The organism is Methylobacterium sp. 37f, assembly GCF_023093475.1.
GTDB lineage: Bacteria > Pseudomonadota > Alphaproteobacteria > Rhizobiales > Beijerinckiaceae > Methylobacterium.
On record NZ_JAGHKN010000013.1, the window covers coordinates 76,167 to 95,730 of the forward strand.

At 67.4% G+C, this 19,564-nt stretch carries 12 protein-coding genes and 2 pseudogenes; 4 read left to right on the plus strand and 10 right to left on the minus strand.

Annotated features, from left to right (window positions below; genetic code table 11):
- Window positions 1-57: 57 nt before the first annotated feature.
- The 8 genes from J7U37_RS11190 to J7U37_RS11225 all read right to left on the minus strand — a co-directional run bounded on the left by J7U37_RS11190 (window position 58) and on the right by J7U37_RS11225 (window position 9,691).
- Window positions 58-1,659 carry a sulfite reductase subunit alpha gene (locus J7U37_RS11190; RefSeq protein WP_247635759.1) on the minus strand — a complete coding sequence of 534 codons (1,602 nt, stop codon included), beginning with the start codon at window positions 1,657-1,659 and terminating at the stop codon, window positions 58-60.
- Window positions 1,656-3,446, minus strand: coding sequence for a NirA family protein (locus J7U37_RS11195; protein WP_056183187.1), 1,791 nt, complete (start codon window positions 3,444-3,446; stop codon window positions 1,656-1,658). Before J7U37_RS11195 ends, J7U37_RS11190 begins: the two co-directional genes overlap by 4 nt.
- 10 nt (window positions 3,447-3,456) lie before the next feature.
- Window positions 3,457-4,677: an FAD-dependent oxidoreductase gene (locus J7U37_RS11200; RefSeq protein ID WP_247635760.1), complete on the minus strand. Its 1,221-nt coding sequence runs from the start codon at window positions 4,675-4,677 to the stop codon at window positions 3,457-3,459.
- Between the two features lie 17 nt (window positions 4,678-4,694).
- Window positions 4,695-5,489: an ABC transporter ATP-binding protein gene (locus J7U37_RS11205; RefSeq protein ID WP_056183181.1), complete on the minus strand. Its 795-nt coding sequence runs from the start codon at window positions 5,487-5,489 to the stop codon at window positions 4,695-4,697.
- Window positions 5,490-5,499: 10 nt separating this feature from the next.
- Window positions 5,500-6,381 carry a nitrate ABC transporter permease gene (ntrB, locus tag J7U37_RS11210; protein WP_056183178.1) on the minus strand — a complete coding sequence of 294 codons (882 nt, stop codon included), beginning with the start codon at window positions 6,379-6,381 and terminating at the stop codon, window positions 5,500-5,502.
- A complete protein-coding gene (locus tag J7U37_RS11215) occupies window positions 6,381-7,670 on the minus strand; it encodes a CmpA/NrtA family ABC transporter substrate-binding protein (RefSeq protein WP_247635761.1) in 1,290 nt (429 codons plus the stop codon). Before J7U37_RS11215 ends, ntrB begins: the two co-directional genes overlap by 1 nt.
- A 409-nt stretch (window positions 7,671-8,079) precedes the next feature.
- Entirely contained in the window at window positions 8,080-9,090 is a 1,011-nt protein-coding gene (locus tag J7U37_RS11220) for an ABC transporter substrate-binding protein (RefSeq protein ID WP_247635762.1), read from the minus strand.
- Window positions 9,091-9,103: 13 nt separating this feature from the next.
- The gene (locus tag J7U37_RS11225) at window positions 9,104-9,691 is read right to left on the minus strand and encodes an ANTAR domain-containing protein (protein WP_056183170.1); all 588 of its coding nucleotides are present in this window, start codon (window positions 9,689-9,691) and stop codon (window positions 9,104-9,106) included.
- A gap of 291 nt (window positions 9,692-9,982) precedes the next feature.
- Here J7U37_RS11225 and J7U37_RS11230 point away from each other — a divergent pair, with 291 nt between their 5' ends.
- Both J7U37_RS11230 and J7U37_RS11235 read left to right on the plus strand, forming a co-directional pair.
- Entirely contained in the window at window positions 9,983-10,540 is a 558-nt protein-coding gene (locus tag J7U37_RS11230; RefSeq protein WP_247635763.1) for a hypothetical protein, read from the plus strand.
- A 164-nt stretch (window positions 10,541-10,704) separates the two neighbouring features.
- Window positions 10,705-12,621 carry a glycoside hydrolase family 15 protein gene (locus J7U37_RS11235; RefSeq protein ID WP_247635795.1) on the plus strand — a complete coding sequence of 639 codons (1,917 nt, stop codon included), beginning with the start codon at window positions 10,705-10,707 and terminating at the stop codon, window positions 12,619-12,621.
- Window positions 12,622-12,726: 105 nt separating this feature from the next.
- Here J7U37_RS11235 and J7U37_RS11240 read toward each other — a convergent pair.
- A pseudogene (locus J7U37_RS11240) lies at window positions 12,727-12,788 on the minus strand (hypothetical protein).
- Here J7U37_RS11240 and tkt point away from each other — a divergent pair.
- Window positions 12,780-14,750 (plus strand): annotated as a pseudogene (gene tkt / locus J7U37_RS11245) (transketolase); the annotation flags it as partial. The pseudogenes J7U37_RS11240 and tkt sit on opposite strands and share 9 nt — an antisense overlap.
- Window positions 14,751-14,973: 223 nt before the next feature.
- Complete coding sequence (locus J7U37_RS11250; RefSeq protein ID WP_056183273.1) at window positions 14,974-17,796, plus strand: bifunctional transaldolase/phosoglucose isomerase; 2,823 nt, start codon at window positions 14,974-14,976, stop codon at window positions 17,794-17,796.
- Between the two features lie 132 nt (window positions 17,797-17,928).
- Here J7U37_RS11250 and J7U37_RS11255 read toward each other — a convergent pair whose 3' ends face one another.
- Window positions 17,929-19,374, minus strand: a complete 1,446-nt coding sequence (locus J7U37_RS11255; protein WP_247635764.1) for a helix-turn-helix transcriptional regulator — start codon at window positions 19,372-19,374, stop codon at window positions 17,929-17,931.
- Window positions 19,375-19,564 lie beyond the last annotated feature (190 nt).

The following is a 19,564-nucleotide window of genomic DNA, read 5'->3' on the forward strand; positions in this document are numbered from 1 at the left end:
CGACCCGCATGCGCGGGCCGCCCTCCCCCGCACCGGGGGGAAGGCTGAGATGGCGTGCTAGTATACGTCGGCCTGATACCGCCCGGTCTTCTTGAGGTGGGCGAGGTACGCCACGGCCTCGTCGGGGTTCTTCCCCCCGTATTGGCCAGCGACGTCGATGATCGCCCGCTCGACGTCCTTGGCCATGCGCTTGGCATCCCCGCAGACGTAGAAATGCGCGCCGCCCTCGAGCCAAGTCCACAGCTCCGCGCCGGTCTCGCGCATGCGGTCCTGGACGTAGGTCTTCTCGGTGCCGTCGCGGGACCAGGCCAGCGACAAACGGGTCAGCACCTTCCGGTCCTTCAGGGCGTTGAGCTCGTCCTTGTAGAAGAAGTCGCTGGCTTGGCGCTGGTGACCGTAGAACAACCAATTGCGCCCCGGCGCCGCGGTGGCGTCGCGTTCGCGCAGGAACGCGCGGAACGGCGCGATGCCGGTGCCGGGGCCGACCATGATGACGTCCTGCGACAGGTCCTCCGGCAGGGCGAACCCGTGGGCCTTCTGGAGGTAGACCCTGACCTTCATCCCCTCGGGGATGCGCTCGCCGAGATGGGTCGAGGCGACACCGAGGCGCAGGCGCGAGCGGTGACTGTAGCGCACGGCGTCGACGGTGAGCGAGACCCGGCCCGGATCGGCTTTCGGCGACGACGAGATCGAGTAGAGCCGCGGCTGCAACTCGTCCAGCGCCTCCAGGAACACCTCGGCGTCGGGCCGCGCACCGGGGAACTTGTGGAGCGCACCGAGCACGTCGAGATGGGCGGCGTCGCCGTCCGGGTCCTCGCCGGCGGCGAGCGCCTGGGCCTTCTTGCGGGCTTCGCCCGAGGTCAGGAGCGAGAGAAGCTGATAGAGCCCGTCCGGCGCGCCACCGAGGGCGTAGTCGGTGAGCAGGCAATCCCGCAGAGTCTTGCGGCCGATCTTGCGCTCGGGGCGGGCCCCGAGTTCGGCGATGACCGCGTCGACCAGGGCCGGGGCGTTGGCGGGGAACAGGCCCAGCGAATCGCCGACCACGTAGTCGATGGGCGTACCGGTGAGATCGATCTCGACGTGCCAGGTCTCCTTCTCGCCGCCCGGCGCATTGAGCCGGGTGCGCGACACGAAGGTCGCCTCCACGGGGTTCTCGCGGCAGAAGCCCAGCGGCCCAAGTTCGGGCGCCGCTTTGGGAGCGGTGCCCTCGGCCTTCTTCGGGGCGGCCCCGCCGGCGGCCCCGAATTCCTCCTCAAGCTTCTTCAGCATCCGGAGCGTGTCCTTGCCGCCGGGCTGGCACAGGTTCAGGCGCTCCTCGTTCTTGAGGAAGATGGCGTTGGCGTAGTCGGCGCAATTGTAGCCGCACTGGCCGCAATCCTGCTGCGCCATGGCGGCCATCAGCTTCTGCGGCTCGGGCCGTTCCTGGGCGAGTGCCATCCGGTCGGGCAGCGGCATCGACGGGTCGTGCCAGGGCGCGTCGTCGTTGTCGGCCAGCGTCTGGCCACCGCCGGGCATCTCGCCGGAGGCAAGTGCGGTGGCTCCCTCCACGGCAGGGCCGAGGAGTGCTGCGAAGTAGCCCGAGAGCCAGGCACGCTGGTCCGGGTCGAACGGGGCGGTCTCGGGAATGAGGACCAGCGGGGGCGTGACGTGCTCGCTCATGCGGCGGCCTTCAGGACGGGTTGCTCTTCGGCGATGTGGCGCAGCGACTCGGGGCCGGTGCGGGCGGTGAAGGCCTGGAAGCTCTCCTCCGGGCCGGTGCGCCGGGCGAGATAGCTGCGCAGCAGCGCCTCGATCCGGGTCGGGCAATCTTCGGCCTTCACGGCCTTCCAGATCTCGGTGCCGATCTTTGGGCTGTCGCCGAAGCCACCGCCGACCACGATGTCGTAGCCTTCGACGGTGTCGCCCTCCTCCGAGACCACGACCTTGGCGCCGATGAGACCGATGTCGCCGATGTAGTGCTGGGCGCAAGAGTGATGGCACCCGGTGAGATGGACGTTCACCGGAACGTCGAGCTCCTTCAGGTTCGCCTCGATATAGTCGGCGATGACGAGGGCGTGGCCCTTCGTGTCGGAGGCGGCGAACTTGCAGCCGCGACTACCGGTGCAGGCGACGAGTCCGGCGCGGATGCTCGAGGCCTCGGTGGTGAGCCCAAGCGCGGCGACGCGCTCCTGCACTTCCGCGATCTTCGCATCCGGAACCCCGGAAAACAAAAAATTCTGCCAGACGGTCATGCGGATGGCGCCGTCGCCGCATTCCACGGCGATCCTGGCCAGGTCCCGCATCTGGTCGGTGGTGAGTTTGCCGACGGGCAGGATCACGCCGATCCAGTTCAGACCGGGCTGCACCTGCGGGTGGACGCCCACATGGGCGAAGCGGTCCATCGGTCCGCGCGGGGCGATGTGGGCCGGGTCGACCCGGTCGAGCTTGGTACCCAGCACCGCCTCGACGGCCGCGAGGTACTTGTCGAAGCCCCAGGCGTCGAGGACGTACTTCATCCGGCTCTTGTTGCGGTTGGTCCGGTCGCCGTTCTGGATGAAGACGCGCAGGATGGCGTCGGCGACCTTGTTGCAATCCTCCGGCCTGAGAACCACGCCGGTGTCACGGGCCAGGTCCCGGTGCCCCGAGATGCCGCCGAGCACGAGGCGCATCCAGATACCCGGCGCGACGCTCGCATCCTCCAGCACCCGCACGGCCTGGAAGCCGATGTCGTTGGTCTCCTCCAGCACCGGCATCACGCCGCCGCCGTCGAAGGCGACGTTGAACTTGCGCGGCAGACCGAACAGCGAGCGGTCGTTGAGGATGTGATTGTGCCAGGACTTGGCGAGGGGGCGGGTGTCGAGCAATTCCTGCGCGTCGATGCCGGCCACCGGCGAGCCGGTGACGTTGCGGATGTTGTCGGCACCGGCCCCCCGCGCGGTGAGGCCGAGGTCGATCAGCCCGTCGAGGAAGGGCTGGCCGTGCTCGGGCGTGATCTCGCGGACCTGCAGGTTGGCGCGGGTGGTGACATGGGCATAGCCGCCGCCATGCGCGTCGGCCAGATCGGCGATGCCGGCGAACTGCCAGTGCTGCACGATGCCGTTGGGGATGCGGAGGCGGCACATGTAGGAGTTCTGGGCCGGGGCGACCCAGAACAGGCCATGGTAGCGCCAGCGGAAATTATCCTCCGGCTTCGGGGCCTTGCCCGTCGACGCTTCGGCGATGAGGCGGTTGTGGCCGTCGAAGGGGTTCTCCGCCCGCTTCCACTTCTCCTGCTCGCACAGCTTGCCGCCGGCCTTGATGGTGGCGTCCTGTGCCTTGATGTGGATCGCGTCGGGACCGGTCGGCTCGGCGGGCGGGGCCGAAGCCCCCTGCCCGGCTGCGAGGCCGCCGGTCATCCGGGCCGCGGCGATGCCGGAGGCGAAGCCTTCGAGGTAGCGCGTCTGCTCGGCGTTGAATGCGTCAGCCATCAGGGCCTCCTCACGCTGCGAGGGGTTGGGATGCGGGCGCGGGGCGCCCGAACATGAGGTCGTCGCGATGGTCGGCGATCGAGGCGCCGGTGCGGATCAGCTCCTTGCACCAGCCCTGCTCAGCGATGTCGCCGACGAAGACCGCGCCGAGGAGCCGGTCCTCGGCCACGATGAGCTTGCGGTAGAGGCCGAGGCCGGGATCCGACATCAGCACGGTCTCGGCGCCCTCCGGCGCCTCGATCCGCCCGGCGGAGAACACCGGCAGCCCCGAGACCTTGAGGCTGGTGGCCAGCGACGTGCCCAGATAGGCCGCCTCCTCGCCGACGAGGTGGCGGCTCAGGGCCTCGGCCTGCTCGTAGGCCGGCTCCACGAGGCCGTAGACCTGACCCCGGTGCTCGGCGCATTCGCCGAGCGCGAAGATGCGGGCATCCGAGGACTGCATCCGGTCGTCGACCATGATGCCGCGGGCGGTCTCGATCCCGGCGTTCTGGGCCAGGGCCACGTTGGGGCGCACCCCCACCGACATCACCACGAGATCGGCCGGCAGCACGGTGCCGTCGGACAGGACCAGGCTCTCGACCCGGCCTTCCCCCTCGACCGACGCGGTGTCGGCTTTCAGCAGCACCTTCACGCCGCGCGCCTCCATGGCACGCTTCACGAGGCCGGCGGCGGCGTGGTCGAGCTGGCGTTCCATCAGCCGGTCCATGACGTGCAGGAGCGTGGTGTCGACGCCGAGGCGCGCGAGTCCGACGGCGGCTTCGAGGCCGAGAAGCCCGCCACCGATCACGATGGCGCGGGCCTGCGCGACGGCCGCCCTGCGGATGGCGGCAACGTCCGCGAGATCGCGGAAGGTCAGCACGCCGGGCAGGTCCATGCCGGGCTTGGCCAGCCGGATCGGCAGGGAGCCGACCGCGAGCACGAGCTTGTCGAAAGGCAGGACATGGGTCTGCCCCACCATCACGAGGGCGTTCTCGCGGTCGATCTCGGTGACCGGCGCGCCGGTGATGAGACGAATGCCGTGGCCCTCGTACCAGTCGAGGCCTCGGAAGGCGCAGCCGGCCTCGTCCACCTCGCCGCCGAGCAGCGAGGAGAGCAGGACGCGATTGTAGGCCGCCTGTGGCTCGGCCCCGACGACGGTGACGTCGTACCGGCCCGGCGCCCGCTCTGTGAGGCGTTCCAGAAAGCGCAGCGACGCCATGCCGTTGCCGATGACCACCAACCGTTCCCGCATGGCTCGCGATCCGCCCGTCAGGCCGCGATAGCGGGCTTGGCGTGGCGCGCGTAGAGGAACTCCAGCACCTCGGCGCGGGCGTGGGTGTAGGTCGCGTCCTCTACGAGATCGAGGCGGCGGCGCGGCCGCTCGAGGTCGACAGTCAGGATCTCGCCCACGGTGGCCGAGGGGCCGTTGGTCATCATCACGATGCGGTCCGAGAGCAGCACTGCCTCGTCGACGTCGTGGGTGATCATGATCACGGCGTTCTTCAGCCGCGCATGGATATCCATCAGCGAGTCCTGGAGATGGGCGCGGGTGAGCGCATCGAGCGCCCCGAAGGGCTCGTCGAGGAGCAGGACCTTCGGTTCCATGGCCAGCGCCCGGGCGATGCCGACGCGCTGCTTCATGCCGCCCGAAATCTCGCTCGGGCGCCGGTCGGCCGCGTGGGTCATGTTCACCAGCGACAGGTTGTGGTCGATCCAGGCGTTGCGCTCGGCCTTCGACTTCTTGCCCTTGAAGACCTTGTCGACGGCGAGCGCCACGTTCTCGCGCACCGTCAGCCAGGGCAGCAGCGAGTGGTTCTGGAACACCACGGCCCGGTCGGGGCCGGGGCTGTTGACCTCCTTGTCCTCGAGGAGGACGCCTCCGGTGGAGGCCTTGAGCAGGCCGGCGACGATGTTGAGCACCGTCGACTTGCCGCAGCCCGAATGCCCGATCAGCGAGACGAACTCGCCCTTGTCGATCTTCACGCTGACGTCGCGCAGCACCTCGTTGGTGCGGCCCGAACGGGTGAAGGAGATGCCGATATTCTCGATGCTGAGATACGTCATGGAATGATCCTCAGGCCGTCGCGGTGCCGCGGGTGACGAGGGTGCCGACGAAGGCGACGAAGCGGTCGAGGATGAAGCCGATGATGCCGACATAGACGAGGGCGACGATGATCTCGGAGATGTGGGAGGAGTTCCACGCGTCCCAGATGAAGAAGCCGATGCCGACGCCGCCGATGAGCATCTCGGCTGCCACGATCGCGAGCCACGACAGGCCGATGCCGATGCGCAGGCCCGTGAAGATGTAGGGAGCTGCCGAGGGCAGCATGATCTTGGAGAAGAATTCCAGCGGGTTGAGGCGCAGTACCGCCGCCACGTTGCGGTAATCCTGCGGGATGTTGCGGATGCCCACCGCCGTGTTGATGATGATCGGCCAGATCGACGTGATGAAGATCACGAAGATCGCGGAGGGCTGGCCGTCGCGGAAGGCGGCGAGCGACAGCGGCAGCCAGGCCAGCGGCGGAATGGTGCGCAGGACCTGGAAGATCGGGTCGAGGCCGCGCATGGCCCATTCGGACTGGCCGATCAGGGTGCCGGTGAGGATGCCCACGATGGTCGCCAGGGCGAAGCCGAGGGCGACCCGCTGGATGCTGGCGGAGATGTGCCAGAACAATCCCTTGTCGGTGCCGCCGTTGTCGTAGAACGGGTGGGCGATGATGTCCCAGGCCTCGGTGACCACACGCGAGGGCGGTGGCAGGCCGGCACCCGGGCGCGAGCACAGCAATTCCCAGATCACCAGGAAGGCGATCAGCACCACCACGGGCGGGATCAGATTTTTTGCGATGGTGTTCAGGGTCGCCATCGTGATCCGGGGCGCCCGCTTGGGCTTGGCGTCCGCCTTGGCCGCCGCTTTCGCGGCGATGGGGGCGGCGGCGATGGTGGAGGTATTGGCCATCACGCGATCCTCTTGATGCCGAGGCTGGACAGGTAGGCGGCGGGATCTGCGGGATCGAAGACCTTGCCGTCGAAGAAGGTCTCTTTTCCACGCGACGTGGAGCTCGGGATCGCGCTGACGCCGAGGGCTTTCGCGGCCTCGCGCCAGAGATCCTCCCGGTTCACCTTGGCGATGAGGGCCTTGGTGTCGGTCTGCGCGTCGAACTTGCCCCAGCGGATGTCCTCGGTCAGGAACCAGAGGTCGTGGGACTGGTAAGGATACGAGGCGTTGTCGGCCCAGAACTTCATCACGAAGGGGCTGTTCTCGACCACGCGGCCGTCGCCGTAATCGATTGTGCCCTTCATGCGGCCGGCGACGTCCGAGACCGGGACGTTCATCCACTGGCGCTTGGCCGCGATGGCGGCGACCTCATCCTTGTTCGCGGGGGTGTCGCACCATTGCTGCGCCTCCAGCACCGCCATCAGAAGCGCCTTGGTGGCGTTCGGGTACTTCTCCGTGAAGGAGGACCGCATGGCGAAGGCCTTCTCGGGGTGGTCCTTCCACAATTCGCCGGTGGTCAGCGCGGTGTAGCCAAGGCCCTGCTGCACGAGCTGCGCGTTCCACGGCTCACCGACGCAGAAGCAGTCCATCGTGCCGACCTTCATGTTCGCCACCATCTGGGGCGGCGGCACCACGATGGTCTCGATGTCCTTGTCCGGGTCGATGCCGCCGGCCGCCATCCAGTAGCGAATCCACAGGTCGTGGGTGCCACCCGGGAAGGTCATGGCGGCTTTCACCGACTTGCCGGCGGCCTTCTTCTTCTCAATGGCGGCCTTGAAGACCTTCGCATCGAGGGCGACCTTCTGGTCGAGATATTCCTTGGCCACCGAGATGCACTGGCCGTTGGTGTTGAGCCGGGCCAGGATCTGCATCGGCACGGGGACGTTGTTCTGCGTCACGCGGCCGGCCGAGATTAGGTAGGGCATTGGCGAGAGGATGTGGGCGCCGTCGATGCCGTTGCCTTCCGATCCGAGCACCAGGTTATCGCGGGTGGTGCCCCAGCTCGCCTGCTTGAGCACCTCGACATCGGGCATGCCGTGCTTGGCAAAGAAGCCCTTCTCCTTGGCGACGAAGAGCGGACTCGCGTCGGTGAGTGCGATGAACCCGAGCTTCGCCCCCTTCACTTCGGGGCCGGCGCCCTGCGCGAAGGCGCCTTCCGGCAGGGCGGTGCGGGCCAGTGCCGCGAGGGACAGCGTCGCGGCGGCACCCTTCAGGAGGTCACGGCGGTTGTTGCGGACACCGTCAGTCATCGAACCCGAAACCCTCGAAATCATGGACACCCGCCAAAGAAAAAACCGCCGACCAAGCACATCCATCGAACGCAGGATCTGCGTTCCGTGGGGGACTCGGGTCAGCGGCTTTGCCGACGGATAGGGCTCGTCATCGTTGACGAGCCCCTGGGCATCTGCACGAGGCGTGCCAAGTTCGGCATCGAGGCTCGATCCAGGCGATGTCAAGAATTCCGGAATCGTTCCAACCTGCTCCGGCAGAAGCGATTTATCAAAAACGTCTCACCGGTCGCCGGCGGATTCGGTGCGAATCCGACCGAGCGCGTACGGGCCTCGTCACGCGGGCGGACGCAGCCGGTGCCTGCTTCCGCGCCGCCTGGTGCGCTGCACAATCTGCAGGCACTCTGCCGGCGCGAGCGGCAGCGGCTCCTCAGCCGGCAGCGTCGTACACGTCGGTCCGGTACATCGCCCGGGCGCGGGCAACCAGGGCGGGCGTGGGCGTGATCTGGCCGGCTCGCTCCATTTCGGCGAGAATCCAGTCGGCATGGGCGGGAAGCGGCCGCTCGGCCTCGGCGCCGAACACGACGAAGCGCGGCGCGTGCCGCTCGGTCCCGTCCGGATCGACCACCACGGTGCCCGCGAGGGCCCGTCGGACGAGGCTCGCGTCTGTTCCGAGATGACCCGGGCGGGCGAGCAGGCCCGCCAACTCGCGCTGGTTCTCGGGCGCCGCGCACCAGCGTCCGGCCCGGCGTACCGCCCGCACCAGCGGAGCGCTCGCCGCCGCCGCATAGGCCGGCAGGGCCAGCACCTTTTCCGGACAATCGGGCGCGAGCTCGCAGCCGAGAGCGGCGATGCGGCCGTAGCCCTCCGCCACTGCCACGCTGTTCCAGGGGCTGCCGACGCAGAAGCCGTCGATCTGTCCGGTCCTGAGGGCTTCGGCGATCCAGGGCGGCGGGATCACCACCATGCGGGCGGCCCCGTCGAGGTCGAGGCCGCCGCGGGCTGCGAACATCCGGAGCTGGTATGTGTGACTGGAATACGGATGCACTGTGCCCAGGGTCAGCGGCCGATTCTGCGTGACCCGCACGCGTGCGACCCGTGAGAACGCGCGTGCAATCGTGTCGAGATCGTCGGCCTCCGGCGCCATCTCGGCCCAGAGCGGCCGCGAGACCGTGATCGCATTGCCGTTGAGATTCAGCCCGAGAGGAACCGCCAGGTCGGTCTGCGGCCCGCTGATGCCCAGCGCACTGGCCAGGGCAAGAGGCGCCAACATGTGGGCTCCGTCGAGGTGGCCCAGGGCCAGCTTGTCACGCAGGGTCGCCCACGAGGGTTCGCTGATGAGGTCGATCGCCAGTCCTTCGGCAGCGGCAAAGCCTCCCTCGACGGCGGCGATCAGCGGGGCCGCGTCGATGAGCGGGACATATCCGAGGGCGAGTCTCATCCGAGCAGACTTCTCATCCGAGGAGATCCGCCGCGGTCACGATGGCGCGAGCGATGTCGGCGATCTTTCGCTTCTCGTTCATGGCCTTGCGCCGCATCATCCGGTAGGCCTCCTCCTCGGACAGACCCCTGGCTGTCATCAGGATGCCCTTGGCGCGCTCGATGAGCTTGCGGTCAGCCAGCTCGCCCCGTGCCTCGGACAATTCACGCTGCAGCCGCGCGAAGGCGTTGAAGCGCAGAATCGCCACGTCCAGGATCGAGCGGATGCGCTGCGGCTGCAATCCGTCCACCACATAAGCCGAGATTCCCGCATCCATTGCCGCCTGCATCATCGGCACGTCCGAGCGGTCGACGAACATCGCCACCGGCCGCTCCACGTGACGGGAGAGGCCCGACATCTGCTCCAGAATGTCCCGGCTCGGGCTCTCCAGATGGATCACGACGACGTCTGGATTCAGTGCGGCCACACGGGCCGACAGATCGGCGGTGTCAGGCAGGACCACGACGTGGGTGAAGCCGGCCGCCGTAAGGCCTTCCTCGAGGATCGCGGCGCGTGCCCGGCTCGGATCGATCACGGCGACGGTGAGGGTCGGCTCGGTCATCGGGGATTGAGAATGGATCGAAAGGGGGAATCCGGCGGATCGCTTCTGCCTAGGGATTGCCATGTTCCATCGGCGGGCGACAGCAAAACCTGAACGGATGGTCTCCACGCAAGCGGCATGCCCGCACAGTCGTTACCGCTCGGACAGGAAACAGCCCAGGTTCCGCCGCAAACGAACCGACTAATGTCGTTGGCCTTCGAACCGATTGCCGAACCGCGCAACGAGGTGACCCGGATGTCAGCGTGCACGTCCCCCGCTCAATCGGCGTTCGAAGCGGGCACCGGGCGCGGCGTGACCCCGCCCCTCCTGCCAACCCTGATGATGGCGGTGATCCTCGGAGCGGCTTCTTATCTCTGCCACGAGCCCGCTGCTGCGCCGCCTCCGCCCTCGGTCCCGGCGACGGCGGTCGCCGCCGCACCCGAGACGGTGGTGGAGACGCCCTACATCCCGGCTCCCCTCGCCTTCCGGACCCAGTTCCCGATGGTCGTGGTGGCTCAAGCCGAACCCGCCGCCGTTCAGGCGCACAAGGCCATGCCTCGCCCCACACGTCTCGTCGCCCCACGCCGGGCCGATCCGCCGCGTCTTGCGACCAAGGCCCTTCCGGCGCCGAGCAAGCCGATGCCCTTCGCGCCGGAGGCCGAAGAATCCCCGATCGTCGAGAGAGCGGTTTCGACCTCGGACGAAGGCATCCTGCCCGAGATCGCCCTGCCCTTCGCGCCGACGATCCGCGCCGTGAGCGAAGCCGGCGCGGCCGCCGGTGCGTTCATGGGGGCCAAGGGAGCGGTGCTCAGCGCCGAGACCGCGACTCTCGGTGCTGCTGTCTCCGGCTTGGTCGAGCGCCTGCGCTGAAGCCGGCCCGGTTTTCCGGGCGACCGGAAAATCCGGACGGAAAGCAACGCGCAATTGCCGCGCCGACCCTGGACCCTGCCGGCTTCGGAGACTAGGTGGACGCGAGCAGTGAGGCGCTGCCGCAGGCCGTGGTGACGGTCGGCTTCGCGGACACGAGGACTTGGATGGCCGGACGGATCGAGGATTACGCGCTTGTCGGTGATGGACGTACCGCTGCGCTGATCGCCCGTGACGGCAGCGTCGACTGGCTGTGCTGGCCCCGCTTCGACTCCGCCGCCTGCTTCGCCGCCCTGCTCGGCACGGAAGATCACGGCTACTGGAAGCTCGGTCCCGCCGAACCCGCCACCACCACGCGCCAGTACCGCGAGGGGAGCCTCGTGCTGGAGACCCGGCATGAGACCGCGTCCGGTTCGGTGCGGGTGACGGACTACATGCCCGCCAATGACGGGTCGCACCTTGTGCGGATCGTCGAGGGGCTCGAGGGCGCTGTGCCCATGCGGATGCAGATGCGCGTGCGCTTCGACTACGGGTTGGCGGTGCCGTGGGTCTCGCACAACGAACTCGGAGACCTGCGCGCGATCTCGGGGCCTCACAAGGTGGTGCTGCGCACCCTCGTGCCGACGCACGGCCAGGACCAGACCACCGTCGCGGACTTCACGGTCGAGGCCGGCCGCAGCGTGGCCTTCACCCTGAGCTACGGTGCCTCTCACGAGGACGATCCAGCGCCGATCCAGCCACGCAAGGTTCTGTTCGAGACCGATCGCTACTGGCGCGACTGGTCGGGCCGAGCTGCCTCAGGCACGCCCTGGGACTCGATCCTGAAGCGCTCCCTGCTCACCCTGAAGGCGCTGATTTACCAGCCGACGGGCGGCATCGTGGCCGCCCCCACGACCTCGCTGCCGGAGGATCTCGGCGGCGTCCGCAACTGGGATTACCGGTTCTGCTGGCTGCGTGATTCAACCTTCACGCTGATCGCTCTGATGGACGGCGGCTACCTCGACGAGGCGCGTGCCTGGCGCGACTGGCTCGTCCGGGCGGTGGCCGGCAACCCGGAGCAGGCGCATATTCTCTATGGCATCGCCGGCGAGCGCATGCTGCCCGAGATCGAGCTCGACTGGCTTCCGGGCTACGAGAACTCGAAGCCCGTGCGCATCGGAAACGCGGCGGTGGAGCAGTTCCAGCTCGACGTCTACGGCGAGATCTTCGACGCGCTCTATCAGGCGCGCCAGCGCGGCCTCCAGGGCGATGCCGATGGTTGGCGCGTCGGCGAGGCGCTGCTGCGCCACCTCGAGAAGGTCTGGTGCACCCCCGACGAGGGTATCTGGGAGGTGCGCGGCGGACGCCGGCACTTCGTGCACTCGAAGGTCATGGCCTGGGTTGCCTTTGACCGGGCCATCCGCTCCTTCGAGGAGGCCGAGACTCGCGAGCAGGATGAGATTCGTACCACAGGCTTGAGCCATCGACCCAAGGAGGCCCGTGACGTGCCGGTGGCACGCTGGCGCGAGATCCGCGATCAGATCCACGCCGAGGTTTGCGCCAAGGGCTTCGACCCTGAGCTGAACAGCTTCGTGCAATCCTACGGCTCGAAGCGCCTCGACGCGAGTCTGCTGCTGATCGCCCATATGGGTTTCCTGCCCCAGCACGACCCCCGGGTGGTCGGCACGGTGGAGGCGATCGGGCGCACGCTCATGCGCGATGGCTTCGTTCTGCGCTACGACACCGAGAACCAGACCACAGACGGGCTGCCCGGCGACGAGGGTGCCTTCCTGCCCTGTTCGTTCTGGTACGCCGACAATCTCATCGGCCTCGGCCGCTGCGACGAGGCGCGTGCGCTGATCGAGAGGCTGATCGGCGTCTGCAACGATGTCGGATTGGTGGCGGAGGAGTATGATGTGAAGGCTCGGCGCTTGGTGGGTAACTTCCCGCAGGCTTTCAGCCACGTCACACTGGTGAACACCATTCTCAATTACAGCCGAGCCAAGGGGCCCGCGCGGGAGCGGAGCAGTGGCTCCGTGGACGTCAGATCCCCGGCCCGATCATCGGTTGCGGTTGTCTCCGCGGCCCAACGGCGCGACGCCTGAGCGTTCCGGACGCTGAAGGCGAACAAGCTCAGAGATTTGAAGGACGACGAGAGATGAGCGGAGCAGAGACCAAGCCGAATGTGGTCCTGAGCGAGATCGACAAGCTCAGCATCGACACGCTCCGGACCCTCGCCATCGACGCGGTGCAGAAGGCCAATTCCGGCCATGCCGGCGCCCCGATGGCGCTGGCGCCGGTGGCCTACACCCTGTGGAACCGTTACCTGCGCTACGACCCGGCGCATCCGCACTGGCCGAACCGCGACCGCTTCGTGCTGTCGGCCGGCCACGCCTCGATGCTCCTCTATGGCCTGATCCATCTAGCCGGCGTCGCTGAGAAGGACGGCGGCAACGCCCCCGCCCTCACCCTCGACGACCTCAAGAACTTCCGCCAACTCGACAGCCGCACGCCGGGCCACCCGGAATACCACTTCACCACCGGCGTAGAGACCACCACCGGGCCGCTCGGCCAGGGCGTCGCCAACTCCGTCGGCATGGCGATGGGCGGTCGCTTCCTCGGCGAGCGCCTGAATCGGCCCGAACTGCCGCTGTTCGACTACAACGTCTACGCCATCTGCTCGGACGGCGACCTGATGGAGGGCGTCGCCTCGGAGGCCGCCTCCATCGCCGGGCACCTGCGCCTGTCGAACCTGTGCTGGATCTACGACAACAACACCATCACGATCGAGGGCCATACGGAATTGGCCTTCTCGGAAGAGGTCGCGGCCCGCTTCCTCGCCTATGGCTGGCAGGTCCTGCGCGTGGCCGACGCCAACGACGTGCACGCAATCGCGGCCGCTCTCGAAACCTTCCTTCAGTCCAGCGACCGCCCGACCCTGATCGTCGTGAACTCGATCATCGGCTTCGGCGCCCCGAAAAAGCAGAACACCGCCAAGGCTCACTCGGACGCCCTCGGCGAGGACGAGGTCAAGGGTGCCAAGCGCGCCTATGGCTGGCCCGAGGACGCGCAGTTCCTGGTACCGGACGGTGTCTACGACAACTTCCGCAACGGCATCGGCAAGCGTGGTGCCGAACTCTATGCGACCTGGGAGGGTTTCTTTCAGGAAGCCAGGGCCGCCGATGCGACCCATGCCGAGGAACTCGACGCTTACCTCGAAGGCCGTCTCCCCGAGGGCTGGGACAAGGATATCCCGGTCTTCGAGGCCGACGCCAAGGGCCTTGCCACGCGTGAATCCTCCGGCAAGGTCCTGAATGCCATCGCGCAGCACGTGCCGTTCATGCTCGGCGGATCAGCCGATCTCGCGCCCTCCAACAAGACCAACCTGACCTTCGAGGGTGCCGGCTCGCTGACCCCCTTCGAGCCGGGTGGGCGCAACATCCACTTCGGCGTGCGCGAGCACGCGATGGGCTCCATCGTGAACGGCCTCGGCCTTGTGGGCCTACGCGCCTACGGTGCCACCTTCCTGGTCTTCGCCGATTACATGCGCCCACCGATCCGCCTCGCAGCGCTGATGGAGGTGCCGGTATTCCATGTCTTCACGCACGATTCGATCGGCGTCGGCGAGGATGGCCCGACCCACCAGCCGGTGGAGCAATTGCTGACGCTGCGGGCGATCCCCGGCTTGGTGACCCTGCGCCCGGCGGATGCCAACGAGGTCGCAGAATCTTATCGGGTGATCATGAGCCTCAAGGACCAGCCGGCGGTGCTGGCGCTGAGCCGTCAGCCACTGCCGACCTTGGACCGCTCGGCCTACGCCGCCGCATCCGGCACAGCCAAGGGCGCCTATGTCCTCGCCGATTGCGACGGGGCGCCTGAGGTGATCCTGATCGGCACAGGCTCCGAAGTGCAGCTCTGCATCTCGGCCTACGAGACCCTGAAGGCTGAGGGCATCAAGGCCCGCGTCGTCTCGATGCCGTCCTGGGACCTGTTCGAACGTCAGGATGAAGCCTACCGCAACAGCGTGCTTATCCCGGAAGTGCTGGCCCGCGTCGCCGTGGAGCAGGGCTCGGTCATCGGCTGGGACCGCTATGCGGGTTCGGCCGGCACCATCATCGGCATGCACACCTTCGGCTCCTCAGCGCCGATCAAGGATCTGCAGACGAAGTTCGGCTTCACCCCCGAAAAGGTGCTTCAGGCCGCCCGCGACCAGATCGCCCGGCACAAGAGGTAGGCGACGCGGGTTCTAACCCTATCCGGAACGCGTCCTCCGTCCGTGTGAAGAGAGGCTAGGAGTGGGGTTGGCTGAGTGACCCTCCGGCACCTGTGGCTGGCGGAGCCGCCCCCACCTCCAGCTTCTCTCCGCAAGGGCGAGGAGAGACGCATGATCAATGACGAATGAGGCGACGCTGATTTTTGTGCGCGACGCCACGATGACGGACGACGAGGAGTTTTCCATGAACCCGCTCAAGGCTCTCTTCCCCGAACAGGGTCAGGCCGTGTGGCTCGATTTCGTCGCCCGCGGCTTCGTTGCGCAGGGCAAGCTCAAGGCGCTGGTGGACGAGGACGGCCTGCGCGGCGTCACCTCGAATCCCTCGATCTTCGAGAAGGCCATTGGCGGTTCGTCCGAGTACGACGACGCACTCAAATCCGTGATGAACCAGGGCGATGCCCGTGTCATCGACCTCTACGAGGGCTGCGCGGTGGCCGACATCCAGGCTGCCGCCGACGTACTGCGCCCGGTCTACGATGAGAGCGACGGCGCCGACGGTTATGTCAGCCTGGAGGTGTCGCCCTACCTCGCCCTCGACACGGAGGAGACCCTGGCGGAAGCGCGTCGCCTGCACAGGATGGTGGCCCGCGACAACCTGATGGTGAAGGTGCCCGCCACTCGCGAAGGCATTCCGGCGATCCAGGCCCTGACGGCGGACGGCATCAGCATCAACGTCACTCTGCTGTTCTCGGTTGACACCTACGAGGCGGTGGCCCGCGCCTTCATTGCCGGTCTGGAGGCATTCGCCGCTAAGGGCGGCGACGTCTCGAAGGTCGCAAGCGTGGCGAGCTTCTTCATCAGCCGCATCGACGTCGCCATCGATAAGGCGCTCGATGAGAAGGGCGGCTTCGACGACCTGAAGGGCAAGGGCGCCATCGCCAACGCCAAGCTCGCCTATCAGCGCTACAAGGCTGTTCACGCCGAGCCGCAATGGCAGGCGCTTGCTGCCGAGGGGGCCAAGGCGCAGCGCCTGCTCTGGGCATCCACGGGCGTCAAGAACAAGGCCTATTCCGACGTGCTCTACGTCGAGGAACTCATCGGACCCGACACGGTCAACACCATGCCGCCGGCCACCATGGACGCCTTTCGCGACCATGGTACCGTCAAGGCCGCCATCGAGAACGACGTGGCGGGTGCGCAGAGCGTGATGACGCGCCTCGCCGAGGCCGGGATCGACATTGAGCGTGTCGCCGACACCCTGGTCGACGAGGGTGTGCAACTTTTCATCGATGCCGCCGACAAGCTGCTGGGTGCGGTGGCCGGCAAGCGCATTGATTTCCTCGGGACGAAGCTCGACTCACAGACCCTCGTGCTTGGGGAAGCCCTGACCACGGCTGCCAAGAAGGCGGTCGAGGAATGGCGTGCGTCGGGCAAGATCCGCCGGCTCTGGGCTCACGACAAGACCGTGTGGAGCAATGCCGACGAGGATCGCTGGCTCGGCTGGCTGCGCATCGTCGAGGATGAACTGGAGCACGTCGCCGACTACGAGGCTTTCGCCGAGGAGGTCCGGGCGGGCGGCTTCTCCGATGTCGTCGTTCTGGGCATGGGCGGGTCGAGCCTCGGTCCGGAGGTCCTGGCCGAGACCTACGGTGTGCACGATGGCTTCCCGACCCTGCGCATCCTCGATTCCACCGACCCGGATCAGGTCCGCGAGACGGAAGCCGCCATCAGCCTGCCCACCACGCTCTTCATCGTGGCGAGCAAGTCCGGCTCGACCCTCGAGCCCAACGTGTTCCGTGACTACTTCCTCGGCCGGATGAAGGACACGGTCGGCGCCGACAAGGCGGGATCGCACTTCGTCGCTGTCACCGATCCGGGCTCAGCCATGGAGAAGGCTGCCCAGTCCGACGGCTTCCGAAAGATCTTCTACGGGGTGCCGCAGATCGGCGGACGCTACTCCGTCCTCTCGGCGTTCGGCCTCGTGCCGGCGGCGGCCTCGGGCATCGACGTGAAGGCCTTCCTCGACACCGCCCGGATCATGGTCCGCTCCTGCGGCCCGGCCGTGCCGCCAGCCCAGAACCCGGGCGTGCTCCTCGGCACCGCCATGGGGGCTGCCGCTCTTACCGAGGGGCGCGACAAGATCACGATCATTGCTTCACCCGGTATCGACACCTTCGGGGCGTGGGCCGAGCAGCTCATCGCGGAATCCACCGGCAAGGAGGGCAAGGGCCTGATCCCGATCGACGGCGAGCCCGTCGACGTGCCTGCCGTCTACGGCCGGGACCGCTTCTTCGTCTATCTGCGCCTCGACAGCCGTGCCGATCCCCATCAGGACGAAGCCGTGCGCAACCTTGAGCGTGAGGGGCACCCCGTGGTGCACATCACCCTCGCCAACGCCGAGCAGTTGCCCCAGGAATTCTTCCGCTTCGAGATCGCCACGGCGGTGGCGGGGGCGATGCTCGGGATCAATCCCTTCGACCAGCCCGACGTCGAGGCGAGCAAGATCGAGACGAAGAAGCTGTTCGACGCGGCCGAGAAGAGCGGTGCCCTGCCGGGGGAAACGGCGATCTTCGCCGATGAGACGATTGCGCTCTACGCGGATGCGGGCAATGTCGGCGCCCTTCCCCAGGCCGTCGAAGGGTTGGAGGCTGCCGTCGCCGCCCATCTCGCCCGGGCGAAGGACGGCGACTACGTGGCGTTGCTGGCCTACGTGGCGCGCAATCCGGGCCATCACGCGATCCTCCAGGAGGCCCGGGTGGCCCTCCGCGACAAGCGACGCCTCGCGACCTGCCTCGAGTTCGGGCCGCGCTTCCTGCACTCCACCGGCCAAGCTTATAAGGGCGGTCCTGATACCGGGGTGTTCCTGCAGATCACCGCCGACCCTTCGGCCGACCTCGCGATTCCCGGCCGCAGCCTCGGCTTCGGCACGGTGGTGGCAGCCCAGGCACGAGGGGATTTCGCGGTCCTGGCCGAGCGAAAGCGCCGGGCCCTGCGCGTCCACATCAAGGGCGGTCAGGTTGAGGCTGGCCTGAAGCGCATCGCGGCCGCGATCAAGGCCGCGCTGTAGCGCCTGTCGGAGCGGACGGCGACCGAGGCGAGAACCGCCTGTTCCTGACCGGGGATGGGCGGTTCTCGTTTTGGGCTCACTGAGCCGTTTGGACGTTTTTGGGCGGCTGAAGCGGGGAGAGCCGGCCCGGGCCTACGACGCGAACCCGTTGTCCCGTCCCCAGATGATCGCCTCGCCACGGCGATGGATGCCGAGCTTGCGGTAGAGCGCGGCGGCGTGGTTGCGGACCGTGTTGGGGGTCAGACCCAATCGCTTGGCGATGGCGCCGTCTCCCAGGCCCTGACAGATCAGGCGGAGCACTTCACCTTCGCGCCTAGTCAGATCGGGCCGGGTGGGGGCAACTTCGGTCGCGCCCGGATGGCGCAGGCTCCCGAGCTTCTCGATCAATCCGCGGCTGAACCAGGACGTGTCGGCCATTACGGCCTCGATCGCATGGAACAGTTCGCGCTCGGAACGCTTGCGATCGCTGATGTCCTGCAGCACCGCGAGTAGGCAGGCCTCGTCGCCGATGGTGACGCGTTCAGCGGAGACGAGGCAGTCGAGTTCGACACCGTCGCAGGTCCGCAGGCAGGCTTCGAAGCCGAGAATGCTTCCCTGCGCAGCGAGATCGGTTCCGAAGCGCTCGCGCTGGACGCTGTCGGCCCACAAGCCCATGGCATCGAGCCCCCGCCCCACCACCGTGTCGTCGGGGTGGCCGAAAATTCGGGTGAAGGCCTGATTGATCCCGATGACGGAAAGGTCATCCGCCCGGCACAGCAGAGTCGGCACCGGCGTGAGGCGGAAGGCCGTCGCGAATCGCTCCTCGCTGTGCCGGAGCGCCGTTTCCGCCTTCTTTCGCAGTTCGAGGTCGGCGAAGGTGAAGAGCATGCAGGGCTCGTCGCCCATGGCGATCGGTTGCCCGGCCACGATGACGAAGCGCGTGCCGCCATCCGGCAGGCGCAGGCAGGCCTCCATCTGCGGGATGGTCTCGCCCGCATTGAGGCGCGCGATGGCCAGCGACCGGTTGCGGGCCTCGTTGAGCACATCGATCTCGTAGACGCTGCTCCCAACGATGTCGGCGCTGCGATAGCCGGTCATCTCCAGGAAACCGAGATTGACCTTGACGTGGCGAAGGTCCGATAGGCGGCAGATGACGGCGGGAGCCGGATTGGCGTGGAAGGTCTTCTCGAAGCGATCCTCGGCTTCGAACTGCGATGTCACGTCGGTCAGGATCAGCACGAGGCAGTCGGGTTCCCCGGCCGCGTCCGTGATGACGAGGCTGCGAATGCGCTGCATCACGTCGAAATCAGGGCGGTCCGTCCGCCGGACGTTGACGATCACCTCGTCAAAGGTCTCGCCCGCCAACACCCGCTCAATCGGCGTGCGCGTCAGGACGTGGTGATTGCGATAGCGTAGTACGAACCTCTCGCGATAGGCTTCGACGGTCCCCCCGAGTTCGGCGAGTTCGGAAGCCCCATGCATGGCGAGGGCGGCCGCATTGGCCCAGGCGATCCGCTGGTCGGGCTCGATCAAGATGACGCCCTCGGTGAGGCCGGCGATGATCTGGTGAAGCTGGGAACGGTCGACGCCCGTCGTCAAAGGTTTTGGCATCCTGCGTGCAAAGCGGCGCTCGCGTGAGCGAAGGCACCTGAGTAGGTCGTCACGCCTCGCAAACGGACCTGTTCGCCTGGGAACAAACGCGGCGCAGCGGGACTCGTTGCCGACACGTGCATAGGGGGAAAGCGTGGCCGCAGCTTTGCATGCAAAATTCTTGCTGATTCTAAAACCG

What these genes read in the sequence shown, in the direction of transcription:
- J7U37_RS11190 (WP_247635759.1), bottom strand. Translation starts at nt 1,659, where the DNA reads ATGAGCGAGCACGTCACGCCCCCGCTGGTCCTCATTCCCGAGACCGCC.
- J7U37_RS11195 (WP_056183187.1), bottom strand. Translation starts at nt 3,446, where the DNA reads ATGGCTGACGCATTCAACGCCGAGCAGACGCGCTACCTCGAAGGCTTC.
- J7U37_RS11200 (WP_247635760.1), bottom strand. Translation starts at nt 4,677, where the DNA reads ATGCGGGAACGGTTGGTGGTCATCGGCAACGGCATGGCGTCGCTGCGC.
- J7U37_RS11205 (WP_056183181.1), bottom strand. Translation starts at nt 5,489, where the DNA reads ATGACGTATCTCAGCATCGAGAATATCGGCATCTCCTTCACCCGTTCG.
- ntrB (WP_056183178.1), bottom strand. Translation starts at nt 6,381, where the DNA reads ATGGCCAATACCTCCACCATCGCCGCCGCCCCCATCGCCGCGAAAGCG.
- J7U37_RS11215 (WP_247635761.1), bottom strand. Translation starts at nt 7,670, where the DNA reads ATGACTGACGGTGTCCGCAACAACCGCCGTGACCTCCTGAAGGGTGCC.
- J7U37_RS11220 (WP_247635762.1), bottom strand. Translation starts at nt 9,090, where the DNA reads ATGAGACTCGCCCTCGGATATGTCCCGCTCATCGACGCGGCCCCGCTG.
- J7U37_RS11225 (WP_056183170.1), bottom strand. Translation starts at nt 9,691, where the DNA reads ATGACCGAGCCGACCCTCACCGTCGCCGTGATCGATCCGAGCCGGGCA.
- J7U37_RS11235 (WP_247635795.1), top strand. Translation starts at nt 10,705, where the DNA reads ATGGCCGGACGGATCGAGGATTACGCGCTTGTCGGTGATGGACGTACC.
- J7U37_RS11250 (WP_056183273.1), top strand. Translation starts at nt 14,974, where the DNA reads ATGAACCCGCTCAAGGCTCTCTTCCCCGAACAGGGTCAGGCCGTGTGG.